This window comes from Meiothermus cerbereus DSM 11376 (assembly GCF_000620065.1).
GTDB classification, from domain to species: Bacteria; Deinococcota; Deinococci; order Deinococcales; family Thermaceae; genus Meiothermus; species Meiothermus cerbereus.
On the sequence record NZ_JHVI01000030.1, the window covers coordinates 24,965 to 36,865 of the forward strand.

Here is an 11,901-nt window from a genome sequence, read left to right on the forward strand (position 1 = left end):
ACCCGACCAGACAAACCTGTACCTGCTTACCAGCAGCAGCCCAAAGCGATAGGCTATGTGCGATGGATGCTTACACCTACGCCTACCGCGGGGGCCTCATTGAGAACCGCCACAAGGTCTCGCTGGCTATTGTGGGGCCCCAGGGCAACCTGCTGGCCTATAGCGGCAACCCCCATCTGTCGGCTCACATGCGCTCCTCGGCCAAACCCTTTCAAGCCCTGGCCCTCTATCTGAGCGGGGCCATCGAGCGCTTTGGCATTACCCCCGCCGAGGTCGCGCTGACCTGCGCCTCCCACGATGGGCTGGAGCAGCACGTGACTATGGCCACCAACTACCTGCGCAAGATTGGGCTGGACGAGAGCTACCTGGCCTGTGGCATCCACCCGCCCTTCGACCTGGCCGCGCGCAAGGCCCTGCAGCAAGCCGGCCAGCCCGCCACCGTGCTGCACAACAACTGCTCGGGCAAACACACCGGTATGCTGGCCGCGGCGATGGCCCTGGGGGTCGAACCTAGGGGCTACGAGCAGCCCGAGCACCCGGTGCAGCAGCTCAACCTGCAAACCCTGCGCGACCTGTCGGGACATCAACACATCCCCTATGGTGTGGATGGCTGTAGTGTGCCCACCTTTGTGCTGCCCTTAGCCCCGGCAGCCCGGATGTTTGCCCTGCTGGCGAAGCCCGAGGCCGCACCGGAAAAGTATCGAGAAGGCCTGGAAGCGGTTTTTCGGGCCATGCGCCAGCACCCCGAGCTGGTAGCCGGGCCCCGTAGCATCGACACTGTGCTGATGCAGACCGTTCCCCACCTGGCGGCCAAGCGCGGGGCCGACGGCTATTACGGCATGGCCCTGCGTGAAACCCGCTGGGGCCCAATTGGAATCGCCCTCAAGGTGGAAAGCGGCTCCAACGAGGCCCGAGAGCCCATGGTAATTCGGTTGCTGGAGGTGCTCGAGGCCCTTTCGCCCGAGGTGGCGCTCGAATGGCGGCGGCCCATTGTGCGGAACGTGCGGAAGCTCGAGGTTGGGCATCTGGAGGCGAAGCTCGAGCTGCACTGGGTTGATGGCTAAAAAAAGCCGTATGGACTTAGCCTGAAACAAGGTAGGCTCTTGGCTATGGAGTTTGTCGAAGAGGTCGCACAACGCCCCCCCCTGGTGCTGGGGGTAGACCCCCGGCCGGAGCTACACGGCCCAGAACCCCTGGCCCATATCCGCCGCTACACCCTCGAGCTCATGGAGGCCCTGGCCCCCAAGCTTGCTGCGGTGAAGTTTCAGGCGGCCTTCTTCGAGGCACTGGGGCCACAGGGTTTTGCCCTGATGCACGAGCTGCTGGTGGGGGCCCGGGTGCTCTCGCTGCCGGTGATTGTGGACGCCAAGCGGGGTGACATCGGCTCAACGGCGGAGGCCTACGCCCGGGCCTATCTGGAGGCTTACCCCGGCTCGGCCCTGACGGTAAACCCTTATTTGGGCAGCGATGCCCTGGAGCCCTTTTTCAAAGCAGCAAGGCAGTCTGGAGGGACGGTGTTCGTGCTGGTCAAAACCTCCAACCCCGGCTCGGGGCTCTTCCAGGACTTAAAGCTGGAGCAAGGCGGCAGGCTGTACATGGCGGTGGCGGATTACCTGGCCCAGCAGGCCGAGCAGCAGCGGGTGGGCGACTGGTCGCGCGTAGCGGCTGTGGTCGGCGCTACCTATCCCGCACAGGTTAGCGAGATACGCGCGCGTCTGCCCCACTCTTTGCTGCTGCTGCCTGGACTGGGAGCGCAGGGGGGGCAGGTGCTGCGGGGCCCGGGATTGCTCAATTCGGCCAGTCGGGCCCTATACTACCCCGGGGAGAAAGCAGACCTGGAAACTGCTATTCGCCGGTCTGAGGAGTACCTGCAAGCCCTTATACCAGATTCGGTTAGTTCGTCACCGAACGGTGACGAACTAACCCGACCGAAGGGAGTGCTCTAGGATTCAAAAAGATAGCCCCTTGATGTTTTTTGTTTGAAGAGTATCTTTTTGAATCCGGTATTACCACTTGAAAACCGGCCTCAACCACCTTTGAGCGCCCGTCTGAACATCTGCGGGGCGAACTCGGCGACCGCCCGCAAAAAGCCGGTAATGCCCCGGGCCCGGCCTGGGGTAATGTAGACCGGCACCCCCAGGTTTTCGGCTTCCAGACGCACCGGCTCGGAAAGATCGTGGCCCACATAGCTGCTGATGATCATCAGGCCGTGGGCCCGCTCGAGGCGGCTCTGGATGCGCCGTATCACCTCCCGTCCGGCCGCGTAGGAGTCGGAGTCGAACCAGTCGAGCTCGAGGCCCTGATTTTGCAAAACAGGGGTCAGGCGGCTGCGGAGCTGGGTGTGGCCCCCCACCACGATCAGGTACTCCCCGTGGAAGCGGGGCAACCCCTCCCGCATCAGGCCCTCAGGCGTAGTGCCCGCCAGGGTATCGGGGCTACCCTCGAGGGTAGCCAGGGCCCTCGAGGTGGCCTTGAGCTCTTCCAGGTAGAGCTGCAAATCGGGGTCGGTGGGGTTTAAAAAGAGCAGGTTGCGCAGAATCTCCCGCGAAAGCTGAAGGTCTTTCTCCCAGTAATAGGCAATCTCCAGGGCCTTGCGCCAGGTTTGGGCGGCCTTCTGGTAGGCCCCGGTGCGCTCGTAGTGTTCGGCTAGGTCGTAAAGAACCTCGAGGGCCTCGGGGTTGCGGGCCAGCTCGGACAAAAGCAGCCCCTCGGCCCCCAGGGCCTGCCCCGCGTTATAAAGCGCGGCCAGGTACTGCCCCCGCACGGTCTCGGCCTCCCGGCTCTGGGAAAAGCTGCGCGAGAGGCGGTAGGCCAGCTCGAGGTGCTCCAGGGGCGGCTCTGCAGTGCCCTCCAGGCTCTGGCTGAGCATGCGAAAGGCTTCCCAGGGGCCTTCGAGCTCTTCCACCAGCTTGAGCACCGGCTCAATCTGGCTAAAAGGCTGCAGACCCGCCTCGCGCACGCGGCCCAGAAACTCCCGCGCCAGCACCGGTTCACCGGCCTCTTTAGCTTCCAGGGCCAGCTCAAAAAGCTGGGTAACCGGGTAGGCCCGGTGGGCGTGGGCCCGCTTGTGGTCGCCCAGCACCTCGAGCACCGGAAGGCCCAAAGCCCGCTTGGAGAGGGCCAGCAGGTGGTAGGCCAGACCGGCTGCCTCGCCCCTAGAAGCCCGTACGGCCCGCTCGAGGTAGCGCACCGCCTCGGTATGCCGCCCCTCCCGGTGGCGCAGCAGGCCCAGGGCCAAAAGCGCGGTGGCGTCCTCGGCCCGGGCCACCGCATCGGTCAGGTAGGGCTCTACCCCTTTCAAGTCGGCCAGGGGCACCTTGTCCAGCACCTCGGGGCCTCGCACCTTCAGACCTGCTAAGGCCAGTCCCAAGGCTCCATGTGCCTCCCCCAGCACATACAGGTGCTGGGCATAACGGGCCGCCCGGCCCCACAAACCCTGTTGCAAAGCGGCCTGCAAACCCAAGCGCAGCAGGCCCCGTGTCAGCAGTTCCGGCGAGAGATCCTCCACAAACTCCACACGGCGGCTGGCCTCGCTCCAGTCGCCCTCGCGGCACAAGCGCTGCACCCGCTCTTCGATGCGTTCCAAGGTGGTTTTAAGATAGATATCGGCCTCGGGCAGGCCGCATTCGTAAAGCTGGCGCAAGGCCTCCGACAGGCGCCCCAAACCCAGATACACCTTACCCAGGGCCAACTTGTACCGACCCCCACGACTCGAAAGCTCTTCCAGGCGCGGCAAGGCCCGCTGGTAGTCTTCCAGCTCGGCCCAGCACAGCACCCGCAAGTTTTCGGCTTCGGGGTGGTGGGCCAGGGCCAGCGCTGCATCGGCTTCGGCAAAGCGCGATAGGGCCAGCAAAGCCCGGCCCCGCAGGTAGGCCAGCTCGCCCGTGGTGCCCTCGGGTAGCCGTCGCAAAACCTCTGCATAAGCCCCTTCCTCGAGCAAGGCCCATATTTCCTCGCTCGAGGGCAAGGACAGCGGCTCACCTGGGTTTGGGGCATGGTCTATGGGAAGAGTCTGGGCTGGCCCTGGCTGCAGCAGGGCAACTGGCATACGGGCCGTAACCAGCGCATAATCGCCCTCCCCCACTACCTGCACCTGGTCAAACCCCAGCTGCCTTAGGGCCTGCTGGACGGCCTGCGGATTCTTGCCCAGAAAGGGCCCGTGCCCATAGGCCAGCAAGCCCCCCGGTTTGAGCAAACCCTCCAGGCCCCGCAGACGCTGCAACAGGTCGAAGCGCTGCAGGTATTCGGCCTCCTCGAGGGTCTCTGACAGGTCTCTCAGGTATCCCTCGGGCATGCAGGAAAGCAGCAGCACCACGTCCATGCTTGGCAGGCCCTGCTGGTCGGGAAACCAGCCCTGGTACCACTGCACACCCCCGCCGGTACGGGCCTGGCCCAGCTCCACGGCCTGCGCCACCCCTTCCAGGGCATGCCACTCCAGTTCGGGCCTGGCCTCGCGCAATAGCGATACCAGCGCCCCGGTAAAAGCCCCCACCTCCAGCACCCGCCCCTCCGCCGGCAGAAGCTGGGGCAGAACCCTTACATAAAACTCGATAAATGGCAGGTGCATGGCGTACACCAAAGCTTCCAGCCGTTCCCGCGGATGGCTCAGCACCGCTGAGTAAAAACTTCGCACCACCTCCAGGTCGCCTCCCTCAGCCTCTAAATAGGCTTTCCAGGCGTCCAGGATGGGTTTTCGTCGGGCAGGGCTGCCAATGCGCTTGGCCAGCACCGCCTCAAAGCGACCTGGCGAAAGGGGGGCCGCCAGGTGAAACTGGGTACGAAAGTAGCGCTTGACCTGAGTGTCTACGGTATCCACCAACCACCTCAGCAAAGGGCTGCCGTTGGAGGGTATTGTGGCAAGTCTGGGCCTGGCTGTAAACCACCCCCCGGCTGGGGGAGCCTGTACCCCCAGCAGGTATAGCCCTGCCGGTAAGCCCTGGCAATGAACCAGCGTCTGCATCCCGAATCGCGGGGGAGCGGTTGTTTTCCAGCTCCAAGCTACCCATCTAAAGCCGGTACAAACCGCACCGTTTGCCCCAGACGTAGCTGGGCCAGCCAGGGTAAGTCGGCGGGGTGTACCAGGGCCGGCTTGGCATAGCCCCCAAGGCGGCCCCGGTCGTTGAGCAGCACGATGGGCTGGCCCTCGGTGGTAATCTGCACCGCCCCCAGCGGGGTGGCTTCGCTAATCAGCTCACCCCCTGGCACCTCGGGCCCCACCAGCCGCAGGCCCATCCGGTCGCCCGAGGCCAGCTCGTAAGGCCCCGAACACAAAGCTCGCATCGCCTCCGGGCTGTACTGGGGCCCTGGCAGCAGGCGAACCCGCCGCTGCCCCAGGGGGGGTAGCACAAGGCCAAAGCCCACTCGAGCCCCCTTGAGCTGCGCCACCCCCAGCACATCGCCGACCTGCAAGGGCCGCCCGATCAGGCCTCTGTGGTCGGTACTGGCGCTCCCAAAGAAGCGGGCACTCTCGAGGCCCCCCGCCAGAGCCAGGTAGCCCCGCACGCCGTCGGGGGCCGAGGCAAAGTGCAGCTTATCGCCCGTGCGCAAAGCAAAGGTCTGGGCCACCTCTACCGGCGTTCCGCCCACCAACGGCCGCATCCCGTAGCCCACAAAGGCCGCCACCAGCGGCCTTAGCGCGCTCAGCACGGGGCCCTTGAGGGTCAGTTCCAAGAGCGGCGCATCGGGGAGGTTGCCCACCAGTCGGTTGGCTAAGCTGGCCAGCCGACCATCCAGCGCCCCCGAGGCCGCCAGCCCCAAACGCCCGGACAAAGGCCGCCCACCGTCCATCACCAGATCCAGCAAGCCCGCCTCCTCCACCCGCAGCGCCGGATACCGTGGTGCATCCGGCAGCAAGGGCTTTACGGGAGGCACCTCCGGGGTTGGGCCTTCGCTGGGTACAAACCGCACCCGGTCGCCGGCTTCCAACAAAAACGCTGTCTCGCGGTGGGGGTTGTAGACCTGGGTGAGCGCAGTCCCAATCAGATGCCACCCTCCCGGCGAAGGCAGGGGATAAATCCCGGTCTGGCTGCCCGCAATCGCCACCGAGTGGGCCGGCACCAGCGCGCGTGGGGTACCCCGGCGGGGCAGCCGCAGGCGCTCGGGCAGGGGCCCCAGGAAGGGAAAGCCTGGGGTGAAGCCGGTGGCGAAGACGCGGTAGGGGGTCTGGCTGTGCAGCCGCACCACCTCATCTACCGCAAGGCCGGTTTGTTCGGCCACCCAGGGCAGGTCGGGCCCGTCGTAGCGGACGGGCAGCTCGAGCTCCTTGCCAGTTGGCGCATCGGGCAGCGCTTGCAGGTGTTGGCGTACCCAGCGTTCGACCCGCGCCCGCGAGACCCGGTCGGCGTCGTACTCGAGGTAGAGCTTCACATAACCCGGCACCACGTCGGTCACACCCGGCAGCGGCTGGGCCAGCAGGGCCCGCACCAGGGCCAGCATCTGGGCGTTGGCTTCCAGGTCGAGCTGTTCGGAGAAGGGCAGGTAGAAGCCGGCTAGAGTCATGGAAGGTCAGGATACCTCGCCCGAACAGGCAGCGGGCCGTTGCTCAGTAGGTCGCTACGGTCACCCCCTCGGCCAGCAGCGCCTCCCGGACGGCCCGGGCAATCTCAACCGCGTTGGGGTTGTCGCCGTGGATGCACAGGGTCTGGGCGCGCACCTCGAGCCAGCCCCCATCCACGGCCTCTACCCGGCCATCCACCACCATCTGCACTGCCCGCCGGGCGGCCTCGGCAGGATCGTGAATCCAGGCGCCAGGCGTACCCCTGGGGGCCAGACGACCATCGGAGGTATAACCCCGCTCGGGGAAAGCCTCCGCAATGGTGCGGAGCCCCAAACGCTGGGCCTCCTGCTCCAGGGGGGTATGGGGCAGTACCACCAGCGGCACCTGGGGGTTGAAGTCCAAAGCCGCCTGGGCGATGGCCCGGGCCGTCTCGGGGTCTTTGGTGGCCCGGTTGTACAGGGCCCCGTGGGCCTTAATGTGGTGCAAGGGCAGGCCTGCCACCCTCAGAAAAGCGCTCAAGGCCCCCACCTGGTAGAGCACGTCGGAGTAGACCTCATCGGGGGTGGCCGCCAGCTCCCGCCGCCCAAAACCCACCCGGTCGGGAAAGCCGGGGTGGGCTCCTACGGCAACGCCCGTGCTTTGGGCGAGCTCGAGGGTGCGCCGGATGGTCAGGGGGTCGCCCGCATGGAAGCCACAGGCCACATTGACCGAGCTGATGAGGGGGAACAGCTCCTCATCCCGTCCCAGTTTCCAGTTACCAAAGGACTCGCCCGCATCGGCGTTCAGGTCTATCTGCATTAAGTATCACGATATTTGGCTGGGTCTGATTGTCAATGGTTCAACAGACATACCACCAACACCGGCCCAAATCTGGCTGGGATTTGTAGGAAGCGGTGGTGGTAGGTTGCGCTTACCAGCCCAGCACCAAAGCGAACATCAAAGGGGCCACAATCGAGGCGTCCGACTCGATGATGAACTTGGGGGTGTCCACAGCCAGCTTGCCCCAGGTGATTTTCTCGTTGGGCACAGCGCCCGAGTACGAGCCATAGCTGGTGGTGGAGTCGGAGATCTGGCAGAAGTAGCCCCAGACCGGCACATCGGGGCGCTGCATATCTTGGTGCAGCATGGGCACCACGCAGATGGGAAAGTCGCCGGCAATGCCCCCGCCAATCTGGAAGAAGCCAATCGAGTGCTGGGCGCTGGTCTCAACATACCACTGGGCCAGCTCCATCATGTATTCGATGCCGGTACGCACAGTATGCACGTTTTTGATATGCCCATTCAGGCAGTGGCCCGCGTACATATTGCCGGTGGTGGAGTCTTCCCAGCCCGGCACCACGATGGGCAGGTTTTTCTCGGCAGCCGCCACCATCCAGCTATCCTTGGGGTCAATCTGGTAGTACTGCTCGAGCTTCCCCGAGCGAATAATCCGATACAAAAACTCGTGTGGAAAGTAGCGCTCCCCTGCCCTATCGGCGGCTTCCCACTCCTCCAGCAGGGCCGCCTCGAGCCGCCGCATGGCCTCCATCTCGGGGATGCAGGTATCGGTGACCCGGTTGAGGTGGCGCTCCAGCAACCTTTGCTCGTCCTGGGCGGTGAGTTCGCGCCAGTTGGGAATGCGCTCGTAGTGGTGGTGGGCCACCAGGTTGAAGAGGTCTTCTTCCAGGTTTGCGCCGGTGCAGCTGATAGCATGCACCTTGTCCTGGCGGATCATCTCGGCCAGCGAGAGGCCCAGCTCGGCGGTGCTCATTGCCCCGGCCAGCGTGACCATCATCACCCCGCCTTGCTCGAGGTGGACACGATAGGCTTCGGCGGCATCCACCAAGGTAGCCGCGTTGAAGTGCCGGAAGTGATGCTTTAGGAACCTCGAGATTTCTCCGTTTGCCATAGGGTACCTCCATGCTCGCGGGGTGGGCGAATATGGCTCCCCCCTTCGGCCTTGGGTGTGCCGTGCGCCGGAGTACCGCAGGCCCCAAACGCCTGCTCAGCTCCGCCTGCAAGTGTACCCAAGTCCAGCACGAATTCAAGACCTCGAGCGGCCTGCTTATGCAAAACAGCCCAGGGGCCGCTGTGTACTTAGAGGATACCCGCGGCTGTTATCTATCCAAATAAAGCGGCTGCTATGGTAATCACCCTCACTTCACCCTGGGGCCTACCTGGCATAAGGTTTGACCTGTGAACGACCTTGCTTCCAGAGCCGATATCGCAGTAGTGGTCGATGCTTTTTATGCCAAAGCCATCCAGGACGAACAAATCGGCTATTTGTTCGAGGGCCTGGACTTAATGAACCACCTGCCCGTCATCCACGACTTCTGGGAAAACATCTTATGGCGCACCGGCGCGTATAAGGGTGGCATGATGTACAAGCACCTGTTACTAAACGCCCGCAAGCCGCTTACGCTCGAGCACTTCGAGCGCTGGCTCGAGCTGTTCACCCAGACTGTCGATGCACACTACAAGGGTCCCAATGCCAGCACCATGAAGCAACTGGCACATTCAATAGCCCGTACCATTTACGCTCGAGTTTCCCAGCAAAGTAGCGTCCCGATGGGCGTTCAGGATGCCCCTAGCGAAACCAGCGCAGGAGCAGGCTAAGCAGCAGGCTCAAGACCAGGCTAACCAGCAGCATGGAGGTGAGGGGAAAGTACAAGCGAAAACCCTCGCGCTCGATGCGAATGTCTCCAGGCAGGCGGCCAAACCAGCCCAGAAGCCCAGGGGCATACAGCCACGTCAGGCCCAGAACCACCAGCACCAGGCCCAACACCAGCAGCAAGCGCCCAACTTCCATGCTCTAATGATAGCCCAGTTCCCGCAGGGCTTCGGGATCCTTACGCCAGTTGGGGTAAACCTTGACCTGCAAATCCAGGTAGACCTTGCGCGATAAAAAGACCTCGAGCTGCTTGCGGGCCGCCGCCCCAATTTCCTTGAGCTTTCGCCCACCCTCTCCAATCAGGATGGGCTTGTGGTTCTCGCGCTCGACGTAGATATTCACCTGGATGTAAAACATTCCCCCGCCCCCACCGGCGGGGGCGGGGCGCAGCTCGAATTCCTCGGTTTTGGTGGCAATGGTGTAAGGAAGCTCTTCCTTAAGGCGCTTCATGGCCTCTTCGCGCACAATCTCGGCAGCCCATTCCTCCGGGGTCTGGTCGCCTTTGGCGAAGTCGGGCGGGAAGAAAAAGGGGCCTTCCGGCAGAAGGGAGAGCACCTCGTCACGCAAGGCTTTGGCGTCGCGTTCGTTCTGGGCCGAAATCATGCGGGTTTCCAGGCCCGGCAGTAGCTCGGCATACGCTTGCATGGCCGACTCGGGGTACTTGGCCGCATCGGCCTTGTTGCCGACGAGAATAATGGGTATCTGCCCCTTCAGGGGGCGCAGGGCACGCGCCACCAGCTCGTCTTCGTGGGTAGGTGGATGCCGCAGATCTACCAGCCACAACACCAGGTTAACCTCGGCCAGGGCCTCGGTTATCTGGCGGATCATGTACTCGCTCAGGGCATCGGTGGCCTTGTGCCAGCCGGGGGTGTCCACAAACACAATCTGGCGGTTGCCCTCGGTGTGGATGCCGCGCACCCGTTTGCGGGTGGTCTGTGGCTTGGGGCTGATGGGGGCGATTTTTACGCCCAGCATAGAGTTGACCAGGGTAGACTTGCCCACATTGGGTTTGCCCACCACGGCTACAAATCCGGAATAGGTCGTTCCTTCATTCACGGTTCTAGTATAGGGGCAGGTCGGGAACAAACCCTCATGCGCTCCTTCATCAGCTATCCTGATGCGAGCTATGCCCGACCCTCTGGCACTTGCACTCACCCCCCAGATTGGCCCCAGGCGTTTACAGCAAGCCCTCGCCACCGACCTGAGTGTGGCCGCCATTGCCGATCTGCTGGGCTGCGAAATTGCCGCGGCCTATGCCAGAACGCTCGAGCAAGGCCTGGCCGAAAAAGAGCGCGAAAAAGCAGCCCGGCTGGGCCTGCGGCTGGTTGGCATGTGGGATTCCGATTATCCCCCAGTGTTGTGGCACCTCGAGAGCCCCCCAGCGGTGCTGTACCTGAAAGGGGAACTGCCGCCCAGCGAGCGCAACATCGGCATCGTAGGCACCCGCAAGGCCAGCCCCTGGGCCACCGCCTGGACACACAAGGTAGCCCGTGAGCTGGCCGAGGCCGGGGTGGGGATTATCTCGGGGCTGGCTTTGGGCATAGATGCCGCCTCGCACAAAGGCGCGCTGGAAGGGGGCGGCTACACCCTGGGGGTGCTGGGCAGTGCGATAGACCGCTTCTATCCACCCCAGAACCGGGCCCTGGCCGAACAGATGAACGTACTCTCGGAGTTTCCGCTGGGAACCCCCCCGCAGGCCGGGCTGTTCCCCCGGCGCAACCGGATTGTGGCGGCCTTGGCCAAAGCGGTGCTGGTGGTGGAGGCCGGAGAAAAGAGCGGGAGCCTGATTACTGCGCGGTTTGCCGCCGAACTGGGCCGCGATGTGCTGGCCGTACCGGGCCGACCCGGCGATGCCTTTTCGCTGGGAAGCAACCGGCTGATTCAGGATGGGGCCGGGCTGGTGCTAAACACCGAGGATGTGCTGAATGCCTTGGGGGTGCTGGCCCCCAAGAAGCAGGCGGTGCAACTCGAGGGCAGCGAGGCCCAGGTGTACCGGGCTTTGCTCGAGCTCTCCGAAGCCCTGCCCGACGACCTGGCCCAGACCACTGGCCTCTCCACCGCCGAGACCCTTTCGGTGCTGATGATGCTCGAGCTAAAGGGTCTGGTGCAAAGCAGCGCCGGACGCTACAGCCCGCTGTAATTCCGGCCATCTCCTTATTCACCAAGCGCAAAGCTGACTTTCTGCAAGCTGCAAACTCAAGAGGATTTAACCTGCTCCAAACGGAGTTTTCAGAGACTGTCTTAAAACCGTCTAGGAAGCCAATCTTCTGACCATAAGTCGGATCATCGCCGTGTAGATAAAGGTTTCTGAGGTTTCGGGCAGGAACTCGTAGTCCCGATTGAGCCTACGATTGAAACTTAGCCAGGCAAAGGTGCGCTCCACTACCCACCTCCTGGGGATGACCACAAAGCCACGATGCCCTCGGGTCTTCTTGAGTAGCTCCTCGGCTAAGTCATCAGGGATGGGTTTTTCATCGGGCCACCAGATACCGCGAAAGTTGGCATCGGGTCGCTGCATGACCTGCACCGTCCAGCCTAAAGTTCGCCTGACCCACTCCTCGAACTGGCGCTTGTAGCCACCGTCAATAAACAGATGACAGAAGTCTCTCTGGGTTGCCCAAGCCGCCTGTAGCACCACTTTCCCGCCTTCGGCATCGGTGATGTCAGCAGGCAGAACCTTGACTTTGAGCACCAAACCCTGGGTATCCACCATCAAGTGCCTTTTGCGACCCTTGATTTTCTTGCCCCCGTCATA

At 63.4% G+C, this 11,901-nt stretch carries 11 protein-coding genes; 4 read left to right on the top strand and 7 right to left on the bottom strand.

Annotated elements, in window-relative coordinates; translation table 11 throughout:
* Positions 1–62 precede the first annotated feature (62 nt).
* Both Q355_RS0111370 and pyrF read left to right on the top strand, forming a co-directional pair.
* Entirely contained in the window at positions 63–1,064 is a 1,002-nt protein-coding gene (locus tag Q355_RS0111370) for an asparaginase (RefSeq protein WP_027877918.1), read from the top strand.
* 45 nt (positions 1,065–1,109) lie between these two features.
* The gene (gene pyrF / locus Q355_RS15790; protein WP_051529399.1) at positions 1,110–1,946 is read left to right on the top strand and encodes an orotidine-5'-phosphate decarboxylase; all 837 of its coding nucleotides are present in this window, start codon (positions 1,110–1,112) and stop codon (positions 1,944–1,946) included.
* 80 nt (positions 1,947–2,026) lie between these two features.
* Here pyrF and Q355_RS0111380 read toward each other — a convergent pair whose 3' ends face one another.
* From Q355_RS0111380 to Q355_RS0111395, 4 genes are all read right to left on the bottom strand, one after another.
* The gene (locus tag Q355_RS0111380) at positions 2,027–4,816 is read right to left on the bottom strand and encodes a hypothetical protein (RefSeq protein ID WP_036259341.1); all 2,790 of its coding nucleotides are present in this window, start codon (positions 4,814–4,816) and stop codon (positions 2,027–2,029) included.
* 182 nt (positions 4,817–4,998) lie between these two features.
* Positions 4,999–6,498: a 5-oxoprolinase subunit PxpB gene (gene pxpB / locus Q355_RS0111385; RefSeq protein ID WP_027877920.1), complete on the bottom strand. Its 1,500-nt coding sequence runs from the start codon at positions 6,496–6,498 to the stop codon at positions 4,999–5,001.
* 43 nt (positions 6,499–6,541) lie between these two features.
* Complete coding sequence (locus Q355_RS0111390) at positions 6,542–7,294, bottom strand: LamB/YcsF family protein (protein WP_027877921.1); 753 nt, start codon at positions 7,292–7,294, stop codon at positions 6,542–6,544.
* A gap of 112 nt (positions 7,295–7,406) precedes the next feature.
* The gene (locus Q355_RS0111395; protein ID WP_027877922.1) at positions 7,407–8,384 is read right to left on the bottom strand and encodes a deoxyhypusine synthase family protein; all 978 of its coding nucleotides are present in this window, start codon (positions 8,382–8,384) and stop codon (positions 7,407–7,409) included.
* Between the two features lie 287 nt (positions 8,385–8,671).
* On the opposite strand from Q355_RS0111395, the gene Q355_RS0111400 reads away from it, so the two are divergent.
* Complete coding sequence (locus tag Q355_RS0111400) at positions 8,672–9,091, top strand: group III truncated hemoglobin (protein ID WP_027877923.1); 420 nt, start codon at positions 8,672–8,674, stop codon at positions 9,089–9,091.
* Here the strand turns inward: Q355_RS0111400 and Q355_RS0111405 are convergent.
* Together Q355_RS0111405 and era are read right to left on the bottom strand one after the other, a co-directional pair.
* Positions 9,063–9,284, bottom strand: coding sequence for a DUF2905 domain-containing protein (locus Q355_RS0111405; RefSeq protein ID WP_027877924.1), 222 nt, complete (start codon positions 9,282–9,284; stop codon positions 9,063–9,065). The genes Q355_RS0111400 and Q355_RS0111405 overlap by 29 nt on opposite strands.
* Positions 9,285–9,287: 3 nt before the next feature.
* Entirely contained in the window at positions 9,288–10,202 is a 915-nt protein-coding gene (gene era / locus Q355_RS0111410) for a GTPase Era (RefSeq protein ID WP_027877925.1), read from the bottom strand.
* Between the two features lie 70 nt (positions 10,203–10,272).
* Between era and dprA the strand changes: the two genes are divergently transcribed.
* Positions 10,273–11,286, top strand: a complete 1,014-nt coding sequence (gene dprA / locus Q355_RS0111415) for a DNA-processing protein DprA (protein ID WP_027877926.1) — start codon at positions 10,273–10,275, stop codon at positions 11,284–11,286.
* Positions 11,287–11,397: 111 nt separating this feature from the next.
* On the opposite strand, the gene Q355_RS0111420 is transcribed toward dprA, so the two are convergent.
* The coding region (locus Q355_RS0111420; protein WP_027877927.1) for a transposase at positions 11,398–11,901 on the bottom strand (504 nt) is incomplete at its 5' end.

Coding starts and splice junctions, on each gene's coding strand:
- Q355_RS0111395 (WP_027877922.1), bottom strand. CDS start 8,384: ATGGCAAACGGAGAAATCTCGAGGTTCCTAAAGCATCACTTCCGGCAC.
- Q355_RS0111390 (WP_027877921.1), bottom strand. CDS start 7,294: ATGCAGATAGACCTGAACGCCGATGCGGGCGAGTCCTTTGGTAACTGG.
- Q355_RS0111405 (WP_027877924.1), bottom strand. CDS start 9,284: ATGGAAGTTGGGCGCTTGCTGCTGGTGTTGGGCCTGGTGCTGGTGGTT.
- pyrF (WP_051529399.1), top strand. CDS start 1,110: ATGGAGTTTGTCGAAGAGGTCGCACAACGCCCCCCCCTGGTGCTGGGG.
- dprA (WP_027877926.1), top strand. CDS start 10,273: ATGCCCGACCCTCTGGCACTTGCACTCACCCCCCAGATTGGCCCCAGG.
- pxpB (WP_027877920.1), bottom strand. CDS start 6,498: ATGACTCTAGCCGGCTTCTACCTGCCCTTCTCCGAACAGCTCGACCTG.
- Q355_RS0111370 (WP_027877918.1), top strand. CDS start 63: ATGGATGCTTACACCTACGCCTACCGCGGGGGCCTCATTGAGAACCGC.